The organism is Nocardia sp. NPDC001965, from assembly GCF_053594175.1.
On sequence record NZ_JBSFDZ010000002.1, the window covers coordinates 440,546 to 460,204 of the forward strand.

General features: G+C 67.7%; 20 protein-coding genes. 7 read left to right on the forward strand and 13 right to left on the reverse strand.

Annotation, left to right across the window (positions count from 1 at the left end):
* Nucleotides 1-79: 79 nt before the first annotated feature.
* Nucleotides 80-2,056: a neutral/alkaline ceramidase gene (locus ACWCPQ_RS05915; RefSeq protein WP_449895268.1), complete on the reverse strand. Its 1,977-nt coding sequence runs from the start codon at nucleotides 2,054-2,056 to the stop codon at nucleotides 80-82.
* Nucleotides 2,057-2,412: 356 nt separating this feature from the next.
* Between ACWCPQ_RS05915 and ACWCPQ_RS05920 the strand changes: the two genes are divergently transcribed.
* Nucleotides 2,413-2,931 carry a hypothetical protein gene (locus ACWCPQ_RS05920; RefSeq protein WP_449895270.1) on the forward strand — a complete coding sequence of 173 codons (519 nt, stop codon included), beginning with the start codon at nucleotides 2,413-2,415 and terminating at the stop codon, nucleotides 2,929-2,931.
* A gap of 141 nt (nucleotides 2,932-3,072) precedes the next feature.
* Here ACWCPQ_RS05920 and ACWCPQ_RS05925 read toward each other — a convergent pair whose 3' ends face one another.
* Nucleotides 3,073-3,651, reverse strand: a complete 579-nt coding sequence (locus tag ACWCPQ_RS05925; protein ID WP_449895273.1) for a TetR/AcrR family transcriptional regulator — start codon at nucleotides 3,649-3,651, stop codon at nucleotides 3,073-3,075.
* A 161-nt stretch (nucleotides 3,652-3,812) separates the two neighbouring features.
* Between ACWCPQ_RS05925 and ACWCPQ_RS05930 the strand changes: the two genes are divergently transcribed.
* On the forward strand, nucleotides 3,813-4,400 hold the full coding sequence (locus ACWCPQ_RS05930; protein WP_449895275.1) for a hypothetical protein: 588 nt from the start codon (nucleotides 3,813-3,815) through the stop codon (nucleotides 4,398-4,400).
* Nucleotides 4,401-4,572: 172 nt separating this feature from the next.
* Nucleotides 4,573-5,001, forward strand: coding sequence for an organic hydroperoxide resistance protein (locus ACWCPQ_RS05935; protein WP_449895277.1), 429 nt, complete (start codon nucleotides 4,573-4,575; stop codon nucleotides 4,999-5,001).
* A 270-nt stretch (nucleotides 5,002-5,271) separates the two neighbouring features.
* Here the strand turns inward: ACWCPQ_RS05935 and ACWCPQ_RS05940 are convergent, their stop codons facing one another.
* From ACWCPQ_RS05940 to ACWCPQ_RS05955, 4 genes are all read right to left on the reverse strand, one after another.
* Nucleotides 5,272-5,823 carry a dihydrofolate reductase family protein gene (locus ACWCPQ_RS05940; RefSeq protein WP_449895279.1) on the reverse strand — a complete coding sequence of 184 codons (552 nt, stop codon included), beginning with the start codon at nucleotides 5,821-5,823 and terminating at the stop codon, nucleotides 5,272-5,274.
* 121 nt (nucleotides 5,824-5,944) lie between these two features.
* Nucleotides 5,945-6,208 carry a hypothetical protein gene (locus ACWCPQ_RS05945; protein ID WP_449895280.1) on the reverse strand — a complete coding sequence of 88 codons (264 nt, stop codon included), beginning with the start codon at nucleotides 6,206-6,208 and terminating at the stop codon, nucleotides 5,945-5,947.
* An 84-nt stretch (nucleotides 6,209-6,292) separates the two neighbouring features.
* Nucleotides 6,293-7,207, reverse strand: a complete 915-nt coding sequence (locus ACWCPQ_RS05950; RefSeq protein WP_449895282.1) for an NAD-dependent epimerase/dehydratase family protein — start codon at nucleotides 7,205-7,207, stop codon at nucleotides 6,293-6,295.
* Nucleotides 7,208-7,232: 25 nt separating this feature from the next.
* Nucleotides 7,233-8,048: an SDR family NAD(P)-dependent oxidoreductase gene (locus ACWCPQ_RS05955; RefSeq protein ID WP_449895284.1), complete on the reverse strand. Its 816-nt coding sequence runs from the start codon at nucleotides 8,046-8,048 to the stop codon at nucleotides 7,233-7,235.
* A 170-nt stretch (nucleotides 8,049-8,218) separates the two neighbouring features.
* On the opposite strand from ACWCPQ_RS05955, the gene ACWCPQ_RS05960 reads away from it, so the two are divergent.
* Nucleotides 8,219-8,959, forward strand: coding sequence for an IclR family transcriptional regulator (locus ACWCPQ_RS05960; protein WP_449895286.1), 741 nt, complete (start codon nucleotides 8,219-8,221; stop codon nucleotides 8,957-8,959).
* Between the two features lie 479 nt (nucleotides 8,960-9,438).
* The gene (locus ACWCPQ_RS05965) at nucleotides 9,439-9,741 is read left to right on the forward strand and encodes a hypothetical protein (protein WP_449895289.1); all 303 of its coding nucleotides are present in this window, start codon (nucleotides 9,439-9,441) and stop codon (nucleotides 9,739-9,741) included.
* A gap of 154 nt (nucleotides 9,742-9,895) precedes the next feature.
* Here ACWCPQ_RS05965 and ACWCPQ_RS05970 read toward each other — a convergent pair whose 3' ends face one another.
* Entirely contained in the window at nucleotides 9,896-11,062 is a 1,167-nt protein-coding gene (locus tag ACWCPQ_RS05970; RefSeq protein ID WP_449895292.1) for a cytochrome P450, read from the reverse strand.
* A 338-nt stretch (nucleotides 11,063-11,400) separates the two neighbouring features.
* Here ACWCPQ_RS05970 and ACWCPQ_RS05975 point away from each other — a divergent pair, with 338 nt between their 5' ends.
* Nucleotides 11,401-12,033: a TetR/AcrR family transcriptional regulator gene (locus tag ACWCPQ_RS05975; protein ID WP_449895294.1), complete on the forward strand. Its 633-nt coding sequence runs from the start codon at nucleotides 11,401-11,403 to the stop codon at nucleotides 12,031-12,033.
* Nucleotides 12,034-12,101: 68 nt separating this feature from the next.
* Here the strand turns inward: ACWCPQ_RS05975 and ACWCPQ_RS05980 are convergent, their stop codons facing one another.
* The 5 genes from ACWCPQ_RS05980 to ACWCPQ_RS06000 all read right to left on the reverse strand — a co-directional run bounded on the left by ACWCPQ_RS05980 (nucleotide 12,102) and on the right by ACWCPQ_RS06000 (nucleotide 17,978).
* Nucleotides 12,102-13,712 carry a PEP-utilizing enzyme gene (locus ACWCPQ_RS05980; RefSeq protein ID WP_449895296.1) on the reverse strand — a complete coding sequence of 537 codons (1,611 nt, stop codon included), beginning with the start codon at nucleotides 13,710-13,712 and terminating at the stop codon, nucleotides 12,102-12,104.
* On the reverse strand, nucleotides 13,709-15,208 hold the full coding sequence (locus ACWCPQ_RS05985; protein ID WP_449895299.1) for a pyruvate, phosphate dikinase: 1,500 nt from the start codon (nucleotides 15,206-15,208) through the stop codon (nucleotides 13,709-13,711). The genes ACWCPQ_RS05980 and ACWCPQ_RS05985 overlap by 4 nt, the downstream gene beginning before the upstream one ends.
* A complete protein-coding gene (locus ACWCPQ_RS05990) occupies nucleotides 15,205-15,819 on the reverse strand; it encodes a hypothetical protein (RefSeq protein WP_449895301.1) in 615 nt (204 codons plus the stop codon). Before ACWCPQ_RS05990 ends, ACWCPQ_RS05985 begins: the two co-directional genes overlap by 4 nt.
* A 31-nt stretch (nucleotides 15,820-15,850) precedes the next feature.
* On the reverse strand, nucleotides 15,851-16,747 hold the full coding sequence (locus ACWCPQ_RS05995) for a hypothetical protein (protein WP_449895303.1): 897 nt from the start codon (nucleotides 16,745-16,747) through the stop codon (nucleotides 15,851-15,853).
* Nucleotides 16,748-17,069: 322 nt separating this feature from the next.
* Nucleotides 17,070-17,978, reverse strand: a complete 909-nt coding sequence (locus tag ACWCPQ_RS06000; RefSeq protein WP_449895304.1) for a helix-turn-helix domain-containing protein — start codon at nucleotides 17,976-17,978, stop codon at nucleotides 17,070-17,072.
* Nucleotides 17,979-18,110: 132 nt separating this feature from the next.
* On the opposite strand from ACWCPQ_RS06000, the gene ACWCPQ_RS06005 reads away from it, so the two are divergent.
* Nucleotides 18,111-18,554 (forward strand): hypothetical protein, encoded by a 444-nt coding sequence (locus ACWCPQ_RS06005; protein WP_449895306.1) that lies wholly within the window; start codon nucleotides 18,111-18,113, stop codon nucleotides 18,552-18,554.
* 111 nt (nucleotides 18,555-18,665) lie between these two features.
* On the opposite strand, the gene ACWCPQ_RS06010 is transcribed toward ACWCPQ_RS06005, so the two are convergent.
* Nucleotides 18,666-19,406 carry a hypothetical protein gene (locus ACWCPQ_RS06010; RefSeq protein ID WP_449895308.1) on the reverse strand — a complete coding sequence of 247 codons (741 nt, stop codon included), beginning with the start codon at nucleotides 19,404-19,406 and terminating at the stop codon, nucleotides 18,666-18,668.
* Between the last annotated feature and the right edge of the window lie 253 nt (nucleotides 19,407-19,659).

The window sequence follows — 19,659 nt, forward strand, 5'->3', positions numbered from 1 at the left end:
CGCGGGTGTCAGGCAGGTGGTGTGGCGAGAAGACCCGGTAGCGGCCCGGTTCGCTGGATACGGGTGGATGCGGAGGTGATCATTCACCATGACCCTCGGCGTCGATCCGGAACTCCGGTGAGGTGCCGCTGATCGGCACCCGGTCGCTGCCGGACTTCACGACGTCGCCGAAGTACCGGATCCGATAACTGCCGGGGGGTGTGTCGGCGGGGCTGTGCCAGACGATGGTGACATGTGAACTCGACGCGGGTCCCCGCGACCAGCTGAATGTGGTTTCCCAGTCGCCGTCGTCGGCGATCGTCCGCCAGCGCTCCCCATCACGACGCTGCACCATGAGATACGTGCTGCCGCGATGTAGGTCGTGGTTGGGATAGGCACCGGCGAATTCGACGCTCACCTGCTCCCCGGCACGGTATGTCGCCGCCGGCTCGCTCAGCACATCGCCGAAGTCGTATCCCACCGGCGGAAAATCCACCGGCGGTGTCGATTTCGCCGGTTTCTGCGAATCCGCCAGGTCAGGCGCGGGGGCGGTGGCGGGTACCGGGCTGCCGTCGCGTAACGCGGTCGCGAGCTGCGCCGCGATCTGCTGCAGGGCCGGCAGCTCCCATCGCCCGAACAGAGTGCTCGCGCCCTCGTAACGCTGCTCGTCGTACTCCTCGGGAGTCGTCACGTAATGGATATAGGCGTTGCTGTATCCCGCGACCAGGACATTGGTCAGCTCGACTTCGAGGATCGCCGCCACCGTGCGCCGCAACCGCAGACCGGCGGCGATCGTCACCTCGCCGGGTATCCCCAGCAGATACAGCTCGCCGATCTGGACGAGTTGTACCGGAACGATTTCCTGCACGTACGGCCCGAACCGGTTGAGCAGCCCGCCCGGAGCGACGATCGCCTTGGGCGCCTGCGCATCGCGCAGCGAGGGCGCGAACCGGTATGCCAACCGTGACAGCAGATCCCAGCCCGGATTGCGACCTTCGCGGAAGGTCTTCCAGTGGGTCGGCCCGTCGAATGCGGCGCCGGCGAAAGCGGCCGCGCCCCCGGCCGGGCGTCCGGTGCGATGCTCGCGCTCGTCTCCGGTGAACTCCGCGGACACGGTCACCGCGGACAGATCGACATGGATGCAGCGGTGATCGATGGTCCCCGCCATTCGGGGCATATAGCCCGCGGCGAGTTTGGCCGCGACCTCGTACTGGCGCATGCCGAGGATCCTGGTGTTCTCGAACTCGTCGCCGGTCGGGCCGCTACCGGGGCTGCCGTCCAGGTTGGGCGACATATCACCGGAGTTGGTCTGCGCGAAGGCGGCGACGAAGTCCGGATCCGGGTCCACCAGATAGTTCACGCCTTCGACCACACGCTCCCAGTGGTAGGCCGCGTAGCCCTTGTTGTCACCACTGACCAGTGTGTTCCGGTTGGTCATCGAGGTACCGTGGGTGGCGAACCAGTTGACGGCGGCGCACGGTTCGCCCGCACGGTCGACGCGCAACAGGGTCGTCTGCGGATCGACGGCGTCGGGAAAGAACTCTCTTTCCTCCTGCGGGTTCCGGTCGAATGCCGCGCGCGAGCGGTTGACACTGGCCTCGCGCAGCTCACCGTGCGCCAACCGCAGGGTCGCCGGCGCGAGATCCTCGTGCGCTCGCTCGACCGCTTCGATGATGCCGTCGACGATCGCCGCGAAGGTTCTGGGGCGGAACCCGCCCGCGCCGTTGTACAGCCGATGGTGCGAATAGCCGCCGGGTCCGCAATGGGTGTGGGTCGCGGTGAGCATCACATTGGACGCCGTGTAGGTGTCGCCGTAGCGCTGCGCCAGCCGACGCAGCACCTCCTGCGTGACGCTGGAGAAGATCAGCGGCAGGTCGTTCACGATCAACAGCACTCGCCGATCGACGAGCGGGTCGGCGAAGACGAAAGCGCGGGAGCGCAGACGCAGGTGTATTCCGGTGGTCTGCTGATCGGCCCTGCCGTACCCGAGCATGCCGACCTCGGCCGGTTCTCCGGTGATGTCGGCAATGGCGCGCCCGACCAGATGGCGGTCGGGCGAGTAGTTCGTTTCCGGCATCGACCTCTTCTTCTGTCCTGTTGGAATCGAGCCGCGACAGCAGGTTCGGACGCGGTGCACTGACAAACTAGCAAGGACAAAGCCGGGATCGTATTGCGTGACTCACGGTTTCGCCGGTCCGGCGGGCGTGCGCCGATCGTGCGCCGATCCGATCTGCGGCACCCGGGCCGCGGATCCTCGGGAGCTTTCCGCGCCGCGAAGTCCGAGGCGAATGCAGGGCCCGCGGCGTACCACCGCGTACCACCGCCCCGGTCACGCCGCTGCTCGAACCGGTTCCACTGTGGAGACCGAAGTGTGCGAATTCGCCCCGGGCCGAACATAAAATACTCTTGCAACGATGCGGAAGTGGAGAACCGATGCCCTCGACAGGTGAACCGACGACAGACCGGGACGCGCCGGAATTCCGGCAGATCCAGGACGACGAGCGATTCGGCGACTGGTTACAACTGCAACAGGACGCGGTCGAGGGCGAGTTCGCCGCTACCGATGTCCCCGAACTCCACGGACTCCTCTGGACCCGCGAAGGGCTGCGAATAGCGGAGCAGGAGATGCTGCGTCGCTTTTCCGACTTCGACGATATGCTCTCCGAGGAGAACTTCGAAGTCGGCTCGCGATTCGTCTACCTCATCGGTGAGACCTTCCGCCGAGCGCTGGAGGGAATCTGGGTCCTGTTGCCGCCGAATCCGCCCGAGCGCCCGGACCACGTGTGCGTCATCGACTCACCGATGTGGACGGCTTTCCACGACCCCGCGCATATGAGCGGACTTGCCTTCGACCGGCGGACCGGACAGGAGATCTCCTGGATTTTCGACCGCACGGTGAAACGACATCACAAATGGGTGGAGGCCGGCCGGCTCCCCCGCGACGGCCGGTGACATCCGCTCGGTGATCGGTGGCTCTCCGGCTGGTGAGCTGCCGGTTACGGCGCCTCGGGAGGGTGCGGGCGGGATTGCGGGCCCGTAGCCGATCCCAGCGTTTCCGGACGGCCACCGGCTTTGCCGGGATATCCCCGGAAACTATTCGCCCGGATTCCCGCCGGTGCGCCTACGTGATTCCAGAATTCCTTCGATGCCGAGCAGGAAGGTCTCGCAGACGGGAATCGGGTCGGTCAGACAACCGGCCGCCATCGCGCCGTCCCGCAACATCACGAAGTGGCGGGCGGCGGGTTCCGGGTCGATTCCGTCGACAGCGGCGAGGATCTCGGTGACCGTGGCCAGGAACCACTGTCGATGCGCGAGAACGGTCCGATGGACCGGATGCTCGGGGTCGGGGTATTCGGCCGCCGCGTTGAGGAACGCGCATCCGCGAAACCAGGGGCCCCGGATACCGTCGGCGATGGACTGCCCGACAGCCCGGACGACCTGGACCGCTGTCGGGTTCTCGCTGCGCGCGGCGGCGACCTGGGCCCGTATCGCCTCGTCGGCCTGTCTCAGGTAGGCGACCACGAGGTCGTCCTTGCCGGGAAAATGCCGGTAGAGGGTCGCCCGGGTCACCTGGGCAGCGGCGACGATGCGTTCGACGCCGACGGCGTGGAGCCCCTCGGCGTAGAACAGTCCACTCGCGGTATCGAGCAGGCGCGCCCGCGCTTCCGACACTCCGGGTTCCTCCGATCTCCCTGATTCTCCAGTCGAATCTAGCAGAAAGAACGATCGGTATTGACAAACTCCGATATCAGCCACCAGACTCCAGGTATACCGATCGTTCTTTCTTTCATCGTCGTAGTCACCGACCGCCTGAATCATCGAAAGAGAATTTGATGCCCAGCTCGCTCGACACCGGCACGGCCGGCACTGTCGCGGATACGACCGGCAGCGCCCAGGGGCTGCGGAACCTCTACTACGCGCGCTTCGGATTCGCTGTCGTCTGGAGTGTCTCGGTAGCGCTGATCACCGATCCACTCGCCCCGGCCGGGATCGCCCTGTTGGTGATCTATCCACTGTTCGACGTGGCCGCCGCCGTGATCGACTTCCGCACCTCGGGCGCCGCGCGACCGCGGGGGGCGCTGTACCTCAATATGGCGTCGAGCCTGCTCGCCGCCCTCGGTGTGGCCGTCGCCGGCACCTCCGGCGTTCCCGACGTCCTCCGTGTGTGGGGCATCTGGGCGATCACCGCCGGGATCGTGCAGTTGATCGTCGCGGTATCGCGCTACCGACTCGGTGGTCAGTGGCCGATGATTCTCAGCGGTGCGATCTCCACCCTCGCCGGCACGAGCTTCATCACAGGTGCCGATGCGCCGGAGGCCACACTCACCGTCGTGGCCGGATACGCGGCGCTGGGCGGCATCTTCTTCCTGACCTCGGCGATCCGCCTGCAATTCCTTGCAGCGCAGCGGCATTCGCAATGAGACTGCCGACCCCTCCGTCTTACCGCGGCCGGGCCTGCACGCCCTCCCCCGCACCCGGCCGACCCAGCAGCAGCCGAACCGGAGGCGTCTCGCCGACGGCCGGGCGACAACCGCCGCGTTACTCCCGTTCCACGCCCATCCGAGAACCCCACCACCGGAGGAGAAAACAACCATGTCCGATTCCCTCTACACCGCCCTGGCAACCTCGACCGGAGAAGGTCGCGCCGGAGGCCGCGTCGTCAGTGACGACGGCCTTATCGACGTCACCCTCGCCATCCCACGGGAAATGGGCGGTCCGGGTGGCGCGACGAACCCCGAGCAGCTTTTCGCCGCCGGCTGGGCGTCCTGCTTCCACTCGGCGCTGAAGGCCGTGGCCGCCGCCCGGAAGATCGCTTTCACCGATTCGGCCGTCGTCGCCGAGGTCGGTGTGCACAGCACCGAAGCGGGCGGTTTCGGCCTCTCCGCCGCCCTCCACGTGGAATTGGGCGGAATCGACCAGGACACCGCCGACTCGCTCGTCGCGGCCGCGCACGCGGTGTGCCCCTATTCCAACGCCACCCGCGGCAATATCCCCGTCACGGTCGACACCACCGTCGCCTGAGCCGTTCCGCCGCCGAAGGCTCGACCGACCCCTCCTCCACCAGGCGGAGGGGTCGGCGCCGCGGGAACGACCGACTCCTTCCGGGGCCGCACCTCTACGACAGAACGGGAAACCGCTGCCGACACCGATATTCGGGGCACTCCCGCTGACCGGTCGAGGACGAGACCATCCGGGCCCGACGTCGATCGTCGCTGAATACGGACGCGCTCTGCCCGGCACAGCGTCTGCCGACAATCGCGCTCGAACGCCGACCGTAGCGACTCGGGGACCTCAGTCGGTGACGTAGCGCAGCATCACCACTGTGTCGAAACGGCGCGTCTCGGCCAGCCGGAGCCGGATCCGCTCGGCCAGCGACGGGAACATCGGGGTGCCGTCGCCGAGCACCACGGGCGAAACGAACAGCTGGTACTCGTCGATCAGCCCGTACGGCATCAGCGAGGCCGCGAGGCTCGCGCCGCCGACCTCCATGATGCCGTCGCCACCGGCTTTGAGCCGCCGGACCTCCTCGACGGCGTTCTCACCGACCAGGGTGCTGTTCCAATGGACCTCGGTGAGCGTCCGGGAGAAGACGACCTTGGGCTTCGCCGTCCAGAGCCCGGCGAATTCGCGCTCGATACGCGGCGCGTTCTCGGACACATGTGGCCAGTACTCGGCCATCAGCTCGTACAGCCGCCGGCCGTGCAGCGAGATCTCGAGCGCGCGATACCTGTCGTTGTGGAACTGGTGCAACTCCTCGTCCGGATCGGACCAGTCGATACTGCCGTGACGGTCGTTGACGTAGCCGTCCAGGGACACACCGAACCCGTAGATCAGTTTTCTCATGAGGGTCAGACCTCCTGCGCGCTCGAAACTCATCGGAGCCCACCGGGCGTTGTGCCTTGTCCGCCGGACTTCCCGGTGATCCCACCGTCCGGCCGCCCCGTGCCGGACAACCGTCGCGCCATCATGGCAGGCCCCGGTCCGCGGCGATCCGCGCCGCGCCCCGGGGCCCACCGAGTTCTACGAGACGCCGACCCGAGGACCCGATCCCGGTGGTGTAGGCGATGATGCGCGAAGTGGCGAGTGCGGGCAGTGCGAACGAGCCGATCCCGGCCGCGCAGGCCGGAACCAGTGGACGCGGACGGCGGAGCAGTCGTCCGAGCGGCGTCGCGGTCTTCGGCTCAGCGGCCGCCTTGTCCAGCGCTTCCCGGAAGACCGGGCTTTCCACGACGTCCAGCCGAACGTCGAGCCCGACTACCACGATGTGGCCGAGCCTGTCCGGCCGCCGGCGGCGGTCGGCCGTCGGACGGATTCAGGGCGAGGCCGCGACGACGACGTCGACGAGCGCTCGGACCGCTCGCGCACAGTCGTTGCGGGTGTATCCGAGACGGCGCACCTCGTCGGCATCCGGTTCGTAGGCAAGGGTGTTGCCGCGCCCCTGGATGATGGAGGCATCCGGTTGCAGGCGGTGCTGTTCGTCGCGTTCCGCGATCACCCGGTTGCCGTCCGCGGCATCGACGAGCAGCTGGAAGAACTGCTGGTAGGTCAGGTTCTGATCGCCGACGAGATATGCCGCACCGGATTCCCCGTGCAGCAACGCCCCCCGGATCGCCTGCGCGAGCGATTCGGCGGACATGTAGTTGGTGCCGCCCGCCGGGGCGAAGTCGGGAATCTCCGGCTCGTTTCCGGCCGCCCACGAAACCAGCCGCCGATAGCGCCGGGTCGATGCGCCCGGCACGGCACCGATGATCGACGGCGGATTCAGCGTGCACACGGTGAACGACCCGTCCGCGAGCGCCCGGGCGCCTTCGTCGGCCGCCTTCCGGGCCGCGATATAGGGGTTGTCCTCGGCAAGGTCCGGTCGCAGCTGGTGGTAATAGCTGCCCACCTGCACGAAGCGGCCCACACCGGCCTGTCTGGCGAGCGCGGCGAAGCGCGGTACGCCGACGCTCTGGGTGCTCGCCCAGAACTGCTCGGTGTCGTCCTCGGATTTCTTGTGCCGCACGTCGTTACCGGCGGCGAAAACGACGGCGTCGAATCGCGCCAGTTGCTCCCGGGTGAACGACGGAACCGTGTAGTCGCCCGTCAACAGCGGGAAGCCGGCGACCGGAGAGTCGTCGGGGATCGGGCCACGGCTCCCGAGGGTGACGTCGTCGCCGTGGTCGCGCAGATGCAGCGCCGCGTGCGCACCGATCATGCCGGTGCCGCCGATGATCAGCGTTTTCATGAACAGATACCTCTCGGTGGGCCGGTCAGGGATTGCGGGGACGGTTGGTCCAGCCGCCGGAGCGGCGTGGCACCCAGCCGCCGGCGGCATGGGTCCCGCCGTCGACGTGAATGGTGCCGCCGGTGACGAAACGGGACAGATCGGAGGCGAGGAACAGCGCGACACCGGCCACATCTTCCGGTCGGCCGGGGCCACCGAGCGGCGACCAGGCCGGCCACAGCGGCCGGTCCTCCTCGGGAACCAGCGTCGTGTAGGGCACCTGCACCGATTCGATGAGGTCGGGGGCGATCGCGTTGACCCGGACCCCGGAGGGTCCCACCTCGGCGGCCAGCGACCGGGTGAACCCGGTCAGCGCCGCCTTGTACCCGGAGTACACGGCGTGGCCCGGAATCGCGCGATGGGCCTCGACCGTCGTGAGGTTGACGATCGAACCGGTCCCCCGCTCGGTCATGCCCGGGAGCAGCGCGTGGGTCAACCGCAGGATGTGCGCGAAGTTGATTTCGTGCAGTTCGTCCCACACCGCCGGTGCGTCGGCGGCGAAGGTGCGCGGCGGCCGCAGAAAGTGGCCGACATTGTTGACCAGCACATCGGGCCGGTGTTCGACGAGCGCGGACGGGCACGGCGTCGTCCGCACGTCCCAGTCGATATGTGTGGTCGAACCCCCCGCGGCGGGATCGAATTCGAGCGACCCGACCGGTTCGATATCGGCGACCAGGACGTCGGCGCCGTGCGCGGCGAAGGCCCGCGCGACTGCCGCACCGATACCCGCGGCTCCGCCGGTGACCACAGCGCGGCGGCCCGACAGCAGCGCCCCCGGGGTGAATGAGGTGAAATCGGTCATCGACGGATTACAGACCATTTCCACCGGTTGCCGACAGTCGTGTTTCCGGCTGGTGGAAGAACTGGTCGCCGACAGCGCGGATTGCCGCCTATCGTACGAGGTGGCGTCGTGGGCGACCCGCCCGATCCGGAGCGCCTCGTCGCGTCGCCGAGGGCGAGGAAGGAGATCGGATGCGATCGCGGAGTCCCGGTGATATCCCGACCGGAGTCGTGCAGCGCGCGGCGTTGATCCTCGATGCGCTCGAGGGAGTCGACAGCCTGAATCTGTCGCAGATCGTCGCCGCCACCGGACTGCCGCTGTCCTCGGTTCATCGAGCCTTGGAGCAGCTGGTCGCGCTGCGGTGGGTCCGCCGCCACGGCAAGGAATACCAGCTGGGCATGCGCATCATCGAACTGGGCTCCGCGGCGTCACAGCAGAATTCACTGCGCCGGGCCGCGCTGCCCAGCCTGCACTGGTTGCACCAGGTGACCGGCTGCATCGTGCACCTCGGCGTCCTGGACGGCGACGATATCGTCTACCTCGAGAAGATCGGCGGGGAACTCGTCGCGGACATCCGGTCGCGGGTCGGCAGCCGCTTGCGTGCGGACTCCTCGGTGATCGGTAGGGCGTTGCTCTCGGCGGACGGATCCTCTCGTGCCGACCCGTGGGACACCGACCGCGTGCGGGAGATACGCATGGTCTCCGAGCACGAGAAGTGCATGAAGGGGTTCAGTTGTGTGGCTGTGCCGATCGTGGCGCCGAGCCCCGGAGAGGCCGCCGCGGTCTCGATCTTCGGCCCGGTGACCAGGATCCGCGCGGATCCGCGGATACGGCTGGCAGTGCAGTCCGCAGCAGCCGAGATCGGGCGCCGGATGCACCGGCCCGGAGCTCGGACGGCACCCCGCTGTCGGCACAACCGGCTGGGTGCCTAGATGGTGCTGTCCGGCGATACCATTCGTCGCGCCACCACAACCGCCCAATGCCGTCCGTGCGCGACGGCAGCCGGCGCCGACGGTGGCACGCGGCCCGTCGAGGCGGTACCGGCTCCGGTCGATGTGATGGTGGGCTTCGCCGATCACCCTTCGACGCAGCCACCGGGCACCGCTCTGCGCGCAGCGCCGGGCGAGATGGGCGGCGTTGCGCGCCGGTGGCATCGGCGGATCGCCGACCGAGAGCGCCCCGAGATGGATCCTCGCGTCCGGGCAACCGGCGTCGACGGCAGTCCGCCACCAGGACTGCACCTCCGGAACCCGGCCCAGGGGTCGTGGCGGATGCCGCCGAGAGCCGAGGTGCGGGTGCGAGCCCGGCGCGTACGCCGCCGCACCCGAACACTTCGAAGAACGGTCGTTGTCACAGGTACACGGTCTGCTTCGTCTCATCCACACCAACGGTTGTGGAGTAGGAGCGGAAGATGTTCGATACGAAGGAAATCACGGCGGTCACATCGGCGCACGGTGAGCTGCCGGCGCACTTCGACGATATTGTCGGCGCGCAAGATACGGGTGCTCATCCGGCGAAATGGAAGTTCTGGGTGCTGACCATGGGCGGGCTCTACCCGTTGCTCACCGCCTTGGTGATGATCACCGCTCCGGTACTCGAACCTCTCCCGACACCGCTGCGGCTGGCCTGCATCATGCCCGTCGCGGTGGCGTCCATGGTGTGGGTGATCATGCCGTTCCTGTCCCGATGCTTCGCCGGATGGCTGAGCCACTGATCAGCGCACGATCCCGGTGCCCGGGTGGGATATCGCTTCGGCCCAGCCCGATCTCGGAGCCGGGGCCCGATACCTGGTGGAAGTCTTCGGAGATGGACAATGCTGGGTAGCCGGTGCGACACCGCAGCCCGCGTCGACGGCGTCCGGACCGTGATCAGGATATGTGCAGCGGCGACGACGCCGGGAATTCCACCCGCAACGAGGTCAACGACCGATGAAACGGCCCGGGCCGCCAGGACGGGGGCTCGGTCAACCGGATCTCGGGAAGAGCGTCGAGCAGCTGGTCGATGGCGTCCTGCGCGATCAGGTAGGCCATGGACTGGGCGGGACAGGTGCGGGGGCCGACACCCCAGGCGAGATGGGAGCGGTTGCCGGTGCGATCATCGCTGCGGACCCTCGGGTCGTTGTTGCAGGCCGCGATACCGACGACGATCGGTTGGTGGGCGGGCAGCCAGGCGTCGTCGATCAGGATCGGCTGCCGCGGGTAGGTGAGCAGGTAGTTCGCCAAGGGCGGGTCGTTGAAGAGAACGTGGTCGAGTGCCTCCCGGGTGGAGAGGCTGCCGCCCAGCACACCGCCACCCAACCGGTCGTCGGTGAGGATGAACAGCAGCGTGTTGACGATGAAATTCTGCTGGAACTCGATCCCCGCGCCGTACTGGCTGGCCAGCTGGTGGACCATTTCCAGATCGTCGAGTTCGGCCGGATGCCGCAGCAGCGCCGAGGTTATGTCGTCACCGGGTTCGGCCCGCTTCAGAGCCACCAGCTCCAGCATCGCCTCGCTGATCATCATATTCCCGTGATCGGCATCGATACCCTCGACGATCGCCGCCATCCCGGCAGCCATCTTCTGGCCCACCTCCGGCGGGCAGCCGAACAGCACATTGAGCACTCCGAAGATCAGCGGAAAGGTGTACTGGCTGATCAGATCGGCGCTGCCGTCCTCGCAGAAGGCGTTGAGCAGCGAGATGGCGATCTCTTCCACGGTGGTGTGCAGCGCGTAGAGGTCGACCTCGTCGACACTCTCGGTGGTGGCCCGACGGAAGCGTGCCGCCTCCGCCCCGGCGCTGCGGGTCGCCATCGGACGCCATTCCATCATCGGCCGGACGGGACAGTCGGCGGGCACACCCTCCTGCCAGGTGCGCGGATCGGCCGGGAAATGCTCGGGATCGTTCAGGATCCGCACCGCGGTCCGGTAATCGATAACCAACGTCGCGGGTATGCCGGGCGCCAGTTCCACCGGCATCAAAGACTGGTATTGCTTCCGCATTTCGCGGTAGTAGCCGTGTGGGTCGGCGGCGAATTCCGGCGCGAACAGCGGCATTCGTGGATCGTCGGAATCGAACGGGGAGATCGGGCGGGCGGGGCCGGACGGGGCAGGCGTTCCAGGTGGGACGTTGCTCAAGAAAAGAACTCCAGACAGCGGTTGCGGACAGCGAACGAGGGATCAGATCTGCGGCGGCTTTCCCGGGCTCGGGTCCAGGCGTCGCGAACGCTGGGGGACGGCTCCCGGACCACGGGAAACCGGGCAGATACACTCTGTCCGGTGCTGTCCGTGCGGAAGGTGTACCCACCGCGAGCCGTCGCTCCGGAAGTTCGGCCGCGGCGGTGCGTCGCGCGGCGACAAGACCCGGGAAGCGACCGACGAGAGGTTGCGCGGTGATGACCGGATCGGGAGCGCAACCCCGTCGTGGCCGCGGGCGCCCGCCCGGATCGGACGGAGCGCATACGCGCGACGTCATCTTGCGGGCGGCGCGTGAACTGTTCAGCGAAGTCGGCTACGACCGTGCGACATTCACCGACATAGCGACCCGGGCCGGGGTGACCCGAACCAATATCAACCATTACTTCCGGAGCAAGGACGAGCTGTACCGCACCTTGTTCGAAGCCGATAAGGACAGTGTGATCACCGCCGGTATCGCCGACGCCGGGGCCGCGGCCGACCTCGCCGACCGGATGGCCGCATTCTTGCGCATCACCATGCGGGCCGATTCCGAGAACCGCACCTACGTCAGGTTTCTCGCGGCCTCGCTGTTCGACGCGCTGCGCAATCCGGAGCTCGGCGACTGGGCGGAGGGACAGATCGACAATGTGCGCGGCTTCATCCGGCCGGCGCTCGAGGCCGCCGCGGCCGACGGGGCGATCGGGCCGGAGGTCGATATCGCAACCGCCACCGAGGTACTCATCGCCGTGGTGTGGGGAATGAGCATGTACGCCGGGTTCGTCGGAACCGAGGACCGGCTCGAGCCGATGATCGACCAACTCACCGCCCTGCTGCGCGGCACCCTCTGGTAGCCGCGGCCGGTGCGCACCGTACCCGCCCGCCCCGCGGGCGGGGCCGATCCGATACCGCACCGTCGTGCTCATCCGAGAACGGTGACAGTGCCCGCATCGCCGTCCAGGCGGATGTGCTGGCCGTCGCGAATCCGGTAGCTGCCGTTCTCGGTACCACAGACACAGGGGATTCCGAGTTCGCGGGCGACGATCGGCCCGTGGCTGAGCAGGCCGCCGTAGTCGGTGACGACTCCGGCGGCCACGAGGAACAACGACACCCAGCTCGGGTCGGTCGTCTCGCAGACGAGAATATCGCCGTCGTCGAGTTCGGTGGTCGACGGATCGCGGACCACCCGGGCCCGGCCCTCCACCACACCGCCACTGGCCGCCACACCGGTCACGACGCCGGAGACATCCAGAGCGGGGGCCTCGGCCTCCCCGGCCTCGATCAGCTGCGGTACACCGGCCCAAGCTTGCGGCAGCCGGTAATCGCAACGCCGGTCGTACTCGGCCCGGCGAGCAGCGACCACTGCGCGCCGGTCACCGGTGACCCCCGCGCACACCTCGTCGTAGGAGAGGTGGAAGACGTCGTCGATATCGTCGATCACGCCCGCTTCCACCAGCAGGGCGCCCTGCCGCCGCATGGCGGCCCGGGCGATATCGAAGGTCAGCAGGTACCCGGCTTTGCCCTGTTCGCGTAGGGCGATCCAACGGGCCGCCCACCGCACGTACCGCGCCGCGCCGCGGCGCTTGCGCCGGGGCAGGGCCGCCTGGAGCTCGGCCAGGGCACGCTGCCGGGTCTCGATCTGCTCCCGGGTCCGATTGCGCGGCGCCCGTGGGCTGTCCGCGGGGACGGCCCGGTAGTCGGCGAGCCGGTTGAGCACCGGGGTGGGGTCCTCACGCCAGGTGACACCGGACAGCTGTCCCTCATTGTTGCCGTGGTAGCCGTGCCGGTCGGTGAACTCGCGCAGCCCGATCTCGTCGTGCGCCAGCGCCCACAGATCGTGCGCGATCTCGCTCTCGTCCGATCCGACCCCCGACAGCAGCGCCGGCGCGAGGTGGGCCAGATCGAGTCCCGCCAGCATATCGGTGACCCGGTCCGCGAGCCCGGAGCTGACGAACGCGACGAGCATATGCGCGGTCAGCATACTCTGGAAACGCTGTCGCGCGTCGTCGAGCAGTGCGACGCATCCCGCGTGATCGAGTGTGTCGATACCGTCCAGATGCGCGAGCCGCCAGCGGCGCAGCCCCGCGAATTCGGCGTCGTGGCGTTTGGGCAACCGGAGTACCGCCGCCGGTGCTTTCACCACTATGACGGGATAGCGCCGGGCACTGTTCGCGTCGACTGTCTCCGGCCGCACATACCCGAAGAGCTGCTGTTCCACCGCCGTCGCCGAGGTACCGGGGGTGATGTTCGCGATCTCCCGGAATTTGTCGATATTGGCCGCGGCCCGCCCGGCGAACAATGTCCAGAACATGTCCTCCGGCTGATCGGGAACACAGACCTGTTTCCCGGTGAGGACCCCCAGATTCCGGAAAGTGGTTCGGGTCGCCAACTCCACCGACGCGTTGACGAAGGTGAAGCCCAATGTGGTGAACACACCCGGAAACGCCTCCGCGACATTACCGGTGGTCCAGGTGACCGCGGGATCGATCGTCGTGTTGTCGAGCGTTTCCTCGACGATTTCGCGGGGGCTCATCGAACTCTCTCCATCTTGCGTCGCAGGAGCAGATCGGGTAGCGAACCCGTTGCGCCGTAGGGGGATTCCGCACGTGCCCAGCGGGTGAGCAGCGCGATATCGGGATCGTCGGCCGGGGTGCCGGAGACGACGGTGAGCTCGCCGGGATATACCGTTCCGGCCGTCGCGTCGACGGTGACGGTCTGTCCGGCCAGCACGGTGACTGTTCCGGTACCGCAACCGACCACGCACGGTACGGCCATCTCCCGGCAGACAACCGCCGCGTGCGAGGTCGACCCACCGAGTTCGGTGATCACCGCCGCGGCCACCGACATGGCCATCACATCATCGGGGTCGGTGGTGGGCCGGGCCAGGATCACCGCTTCACCCCGGTCCGCGCGTTCCTCGGCGTCGCCGGAGTCGGTGACGACGCGACCGGTCGCGATACCGGGACTCGCCGGTTTGCCGGTTGCCACCGCGGTGGTCGTGGCCAGTTCGGCGCGGTCGAGCCGCGGGTGCAACACGGCGCGAACCTGCTCGGGCGTCACCCGGTCGAGCGCTTCGCCTTCCGTGATCAGACCGGCCTGCCTGAGCAGTACCGCATGGCGGATCGCGGCCTCCGGGGTGCGTTTGGCTACCCGTGACTGCAAAAGCCACAGCGTGCCGCTCTCCACCGTGAACTCGATATCCTGCACGTCGCGGGCGTCGGCTTCCAGCCGGGCCGCAGCGGCGAGCAGGTCGGTGTGGACCTCCGGCATGGTGGCGGCCAGCTCCGCGAGTGCGAGCGCGTCGGCGCGACCGGACACCACATCCTCGCCCTGGCCACGCGGCAGCCACTCACCGTAGGGTTCGGCATCGCCGGACAGCGGATTGCGGGTGAACAGCACGCCGGTCCCCGAACGGTCGTCGAGATTGCCGAAAACCATTGCCTGCACGGTGACCGCTGTCCCGGCATCGTGTGACAGACCACGACTCTCGCGATATCCGAGAGCGCGCGGTGAATGCCAGGAATCCATCACCGCCTCGATCGCGCGACGCAACTGCTCCCAGGGGTCCGTGCCCGCAGACCGGCCGACCACCTTCTCGAATTGGCCGCGGAACCGGCGGTGAGTGTCGGCGGCGAACGCGGTATCCCCGAACTCGTCGGCCAGTGCCTGTTCGACCTCGTCGTTCATTCCCAGATCGAGCACCGTGTCCATCATCCCGGGCATACTGGTCGCCGCGCCCGAGCGGACCGCGACGAGAAGCGGCCGCGGCCCGGCTCCGAAGCGACGGCCGGTGGCCGTCTCCAACTCCGCCACGGCGGCGAGCACCGCATCCCATACTTCGGCAGGTAGCGGCTCCCCCGGGCCGCGCATCCGCCGGCACACCTCGGTGGTGATGACGAACGCCGGTGGGACCGGGATCCCGAGCGCCGACATCCGCTGCAGACTCCATGCTTTACCGCCCAGCAGCTCCGGCCCCGCGATGGTCGCGGGGCCCAGCGGGAGAACCGACGGGTGTCCGGCAGTGCTCACTCGGCCCTCCCCGCCGCCTCTTCCCGCACCCGGGATATACCGCCGAGACCGATCAATTCCTCGTGCAGTTCGAACCACACGGTGTGATAGCTGTCGACCAGCGGTCGGGCCAGCCAGGCCGGATCGCCGGAGCGGATCTTCGCCAGGGCCCCGTCGAACCGGTCCGGGTACTGCGCCAGACGCGGTGCCAGCTCGACGTATTCCGCGAGCAGCGGGGCAAACCGCTCGTGCAGCTCACTCAATCGCGCCACGATCCGCGCGTCGTATTCGGCGTCGGTGTGATCGTTCGGCCGCGTACCGTCGATCAGCTGCCAATCGGTGACCAGCTGTTTGAAATCCTCGTTCACGGCGCCGAAGTCGAGATACCGCTGACGCAGCAGCGCCCGGTCGACAGTGGTCTGTTCGGCCGCCAGCAGTTCGTCGAGTCGAGTCCGGCCCGCGGGCGTGATCTTGACGCGGACGCCCACGCGCTGAAGCTCCCCCGCCACCACAAGCGGCTCCAGCACGGCCGCCAGCGCGACATCGGTGAGACCTGCGGCCGCGGCGAGATCGGACTCGGTGGGACGGCCTTTGAATCGCGCAGCCTGAAGAACGCGCAGGACATAGGGCATGGTGTATCCGCTCGTGTCTCGTCGCCGCCGGTCAGGCGACCCGGTGCAGGATCGCCTGCTCGTAAATGCCCTCGCTGCCGCGGCCTCCGGTATCGAAGGTCAGGAAGTCGTCGTAGACCCCCAGCGCCGGCCCGTCGGTCTCGGCCGGTCCCGCCGGGACCCGGAATCCGCCGAGGCGGGCCCCCAGCGATACCAGTCGGGTCGTATCGTCCTCGAGTTCGAGCCGAGCCCAGCGGAATTGGGCGGCCGCATCCCGGGCGAAGGTGATTGCGGTGATCGCGGTCGAACCGGCGCTGTCGATGACGAACCCGTCCGCGGTCAGCGAATCGTCGGCGTGCCGGAACTTCATCGCCGTGACAAAAGCCGAATCGTCCACCGCGAACAGGGCCGCGAATTCGACCCATTGCGACGATTCGTCGCGAAATCCCCAGGTCCGGTCGCGCATACCGTAGCCGGCAGTGGCCACCGTCGTCCCGTCCACCGTGATGCTGCCCGCGACGGTACAAGCCTGCTGGAAATGCTGTAGCGGCGCGGCTGCCCCCAGCGCCGGGATAGCGTTGTTGGCAGCGTAATCGGCGGCCGTGAACAGCGGAGCGTTGACGAGGTCGGCGGAGACGAGCGGATGTTCGATCCGCACCCGGCCGTCCAAGCCGAAATGAATACTCTCACCGCTGAAGGTCCCCACCTCGAGTGTTTCGACCACTTCGGTCACCCGCCCCGCCACGGACACGCTGAACCGGGCCCGGCGGGTATCGGGTGCGTTCGGCGAAGTCGAAACGTGCACCGTGCCGAAAACCGCTGCGGCGGAATCCCAGAACGAAAGATAGGCGTTGTCCTTCCACACCGGGTCATCGGCGCCGACAGCGTCGGAACGGATCGGCTCGGACAGCTTGCCCCAATTCTGCTCGGTCGGGGTGGCGGTGGTCATCGGGGTCCCTTCTGTTCGGGAGGCGCGAGGCCTCCGGATCCGGCCCGAGGCCGGGCCGACCGAACGCACATCGGCGCCCACCGGATCTTTGCCGACGCGATACGCGGTGCGCCGACGTGGCCGCACCGGACCGCCGCCGCGTCGCCCGGTCACGCACGGCGCCGGGTCACTGTGCAGATGATGAGGCTATACGAAATGACGGTCGTGTCAATTTATGTGGGGCCGGCAAGGCGATCCTGCGTTCTGCGAGTGCGTATTTCGCCTCGGAGCTCGGTCGGAGCCGGAGGTGATCGGGCGGTTCGCCGAGGACAACCGGTCGAGCTCATATTGCGGGTACTCGGTATCGCTCCGTCGCCGTCTTCCCGTCGACCTCTACAGCGGCGGTCGCGGGAATCTTCGGGTCGCGCGGCGGGTGCCGAGAACGCTGGTTGTCCTGTGTCCGGCGCTGCTCGGCACGGCGGTGCAGAATTTCGGCGGTTCGGTCGTCGGCAGGGAGGAAGGCCTCGAGGTTGAGTTCGGAGAGAGTGACGTCGACAGCGGTGGCGAAGCTGGTGATCGTGGTGATCAGTCGGAGTTCGCCGTCGCGGCTGCGCAGGCGTAGGGGGACGGCGAAGCCGAAGTGGTCGGGACCCGGATCGGTCTCGGGGAGGTAGCTCTCGAGTTCGGCAATGAACTCGTCGAGGCGGGTGTCGGGGCTGCGCAGCGCCTTACCGCGCAGGCTTTCGGTAACGTGGCGGCCCCATTCGGGCAGGTTCTGCACGCGCCGGGCGAGCCCATCGGGATGCAGGGCCAAGCGGAGCACATTGATCGGCGGGGTGATCAGCTCCGCCGCGCCCCCCTCGGTGAGGATATCGATCGCGGCATTGGCGGCGACCAGTCGGCCGTAAGGTCGGGTCACGACCGCGGGGTAGGGCAGATGTCCGTCGAGAATGCGCTCCAGCGCCGTGCGCACCGGACCCAATTCCGGTGTATCGAGATCGGATTCGGGGAAGATCGGAGCATATCCCGCCGCGAGCAGCAATGCGTTGCGCTCGCGTAGCGACAGTTCGAGCGATTCGGCCAGCCTCACCACCATGGTGCGACCCGGTCGGGAGCGTCCCTGCTCCAGGAAGCTCAAATAGCGCTGGCTGGTGTCGGCACGAATGGCCAGGTTGAGCTGGCTCACGTGCCGTTGGGTCCGCCAGTGCCGCAACTGCTGCGCGAACGGACTTGGCTCTACCGCCGTGGTCATGACTCCAGTGATATCCGACCCGACACATCCGCGCCATTCCCCGCGGGGAATGACCGACCGCATGGAAACGGCAGCGGGATCATTCCCTGGAGGGAATCGCACTGCGACGTTGTGCTCGCAAAACTCTCGGCCATGAGCAAGCGATTCGACGACAACGACCTGACCGCCTTCGCCGAGCGGTACATGGCCCAGTGGAACGAGGCCGACCCGGAGCTGCGCCGGGAGCTGATCCACGAGATCTGGGCGCCGTCCGGTGCACAGACTTTGGTCGATCCGCCGGTGGAGATCCGGCAGGCGGCCGCACAACTGAGCTTTGTCGTGCCCGCACTCGAAGTGCGCGGCCACGACGCGATGCAGGCGCGAGTGACTCGCGCCTACGAAATGTTCGTCGCACCCGGCGAGTACCTCTTCGAGGTGGGCGAGGCCGCCGAACTACCCGCCGGTCTGATCGGCCTGCCGTGGTCGATGGTCGCGCGCGCCGACGGCGCTGTCGCCGGCGGCGGCTACGAGGTCATCGGCCTCGACGCCGACGGCCGCATCAGCTTCGACCACCAGTTCATCGAGGGTGTGCGATAAGTGCGTCGAGCGAACGAAACGTGGCGGTACACCTGGATCACGCGCACCGGGTCGAGGAACATCTCCGCCGGCGCTCAGGGCGCGACCGAACAGCTGGTCTGGCCGGGTGCGTTATTCATAGTCCTCGATCAACCGAGCGACGACGCGATGGAGGATTCGAGCTCGGGCCCGGTCGACACGCTGGTCCCGCAAGCCGCGTTCGAGGACTCGCAGTCTGGCCCAGGTGTTCGTGTCTCGCTCCGTCACCTCGTCGACGAGCGGTGCGGAGGTCAACGCCAGGCACTCGGCCAGATGGCGCCGGGTCCGGCGCGCGGGCGGACCGGGTTGCGGCTCGGCGAATCCTTCCGACAGGTAGCGCGCCGGATCGCGCAGACTCCACCCGACAATTGCCTCGTCTCGAACGAGTAATTCCACGGCGGGAGCGATCCCGAGCCGGGCATCGAAATGCCGTGCCAGTAGGGCAGTGTCGTGCAGGCACACCAACTCCGAGCCCTCCGTGTCGCAGGTGAAAACTGTGGTCTGCGGGAGGCCGAACTCCCGGGCAGTCTCGGCACGTAGCCCTGCCGCGACCGCCCGGGGCTGGAGGTAGGACGACGACGGAACCGACCTGGCCGCGAGGAAGAATGTGAAGTTGCGCAGCTCTCGGCTGTCACGGTCGAAGCGGAAGTGCTCGTCCTCCGACCACAGCCACTGCCGACTGCCGAAGGTCAGCGGCACCTGCAGTTCACGTTCTGCGGGGCCGGTGTACTCGGCGACGACTACCTGTTGATCGCCGAAATCGAAGCGCGGTGTGAAAGGCAGCGGTCGGCCGGTGATCTCGACCCGCATACCCTCGCTGAGGACCAGAGTCATCGTCGTTGCCTGCCGCGTGCCACAGGTCCTCCTCTTGCCGGGAACAAGTTCCTCGACGATCGGCATGCCCGCCGGGGACGACCCCGGCCATGTCGGCCTGCCCCGCAACCTCTCCTTCGGCCCAGCGCAGCGACCACCCCGCCGGTCAGGAAGAGACCATGTTATCGGCCTCCAAAACCAGTGCCTCGTCGGATGCTCGAATTCGCGATCAGAGATCGGTCGTGACCGGCCGGATCGTTGCTCGAATTCGCGA

What these genes read in the sequence shown, in the direction of transcription:
- ACWCPQ_RS06010 (WP_449895308.1), bottom strand. Translation starts at nt 19,406, where the DNA reads ATGACTCTGGTCCTCAGCGAGGGTATGCGGGTCGAGATCACCGGCCGA.
- ACWCPQ_RS05980 (WP_449895296.1), bottom strand. Translation starts at nt 13,712, where the DNA reads ATGAGCCCCCGCGAAATCGTCGAGGAAACGCTCGACAACACGACGATC.
- ACWCPQ_RS05940 (WP_449895279.1), bottom strand. Translation starts at nt 5,823, where the DNA reads ATGAGAAAACTGATCTACGGGTTCGGTGTGTCCCTGGACGGCTACGTC.
- ACWCPQ_RS05975 (WP_449895294.1), top strand. Translation starts at nt 11,401, where the DNA reads ATGACCGGATCGGGAGCGCAACCCCGTCGTGGCCGCGGGCGCCCGCCC.
- ACWCPQ_RS05920 (WP_449895270.1), top strand. Translation starts at nt 2,413, where the DNA reads ATGCCCTCGACAGGTGAACCGACGACAGACCGGGACGCGCCGGAATTC.
- ACWCPQ_RS06005 (WP_449895306.1), top strand. Translation starts at nt 18,111, where the DNA reads ATGAGCAAGCGATTCGACGACAACGACCTGACCGCCTTCGCCGAGCGG.
- ACWCPQ_RS05955 (WP_449895284.1), bottom strand. Translation starts at nt 8,048, where the DNA reads ATGACCGATTTCACCTCATTCACCCCGGGGGCGCTGCTGTCGGGCCGC.
- ACWCPQ_RS05990 (WP_449895301.1), bottom strand. Translation starts at nt 15,819, where the DNA reads ATGCCCTATGTCCTGCGCGTTCTTCAGGCTGCGCGATTCAAAGGCCGT.
- ACWCPQ_RS05950 (WP_449895282.1), bottom strand. Translation starts at nt 7,207, where the DNA reads ATGAAAACGCTGATCATCGGCGGCACCGGCATGATCGGTGCGCACGCG.
- ACWCPQ_RS05995 (WP_449895303.1), bottom strand. Translation starts at nt 16,747, where the DNA reads ATGACCACCGCCACCCCGACCGAGCAGAATTGGGGCAAGCTGTCCGAG.
- ACWCPQ_RS05970 (WP_449895292.1), bottom strand. Translation starts at nt 11,062, where the DNA reads ATGCCGCTGTTCGCGCCGGAATTCGCCGCCGACCCACACGGCTACTAC.
- ACWCPQ_RS05965 (WP_449895289.1), top strand. Translation starts at nt 9,439, where the DNA reads ATGTTCGATACGAAGGAAATCACGGCGGTCACATCGGCGCACGGTGAG.
- ACWCPQ_RS05960 (WP_449895286.1), top strand. Translation starts at nt 8,219, where the DNA reads ATGCGATCGCGGAGTCCCGGTGATATCCCGACCGGAGTCGTGCAGCGC.
- ACWCPQ_RS05935 (WP_449895277.1), top strand. Translation starts at nt 4,573, where the DNA reads ATGTCCGATTCCCTCTACACCGCCCTGGCAACCTCGACCGGAGAAGGT.
- ACWCPQ_RS06000 (WP_449895304.1), bottom strand. Translation starts at nt 17,978, where the DNA reads ATGACCACGGCGGTAGAGCCAAGTCCGTTCGCGCAGCAGTTGCGGCAC.
- ACWCPQ_RS05930 (WP_449895275.1), top strand. Translation starts at nt 3,813, where the DNA reads ATGCCCAGCTCGCTCGACACCGGCACGGCCGGCACTGTCGCGGATACG.
- ACWCPQ_RS05915 (WP_449895268.1), bottom strand. Translation starts at nt 2,056, where the DNA reads ATGCCGGAAACGAACTACTCGCCCGACCGCCATCTGGTCGGGCGCGCC.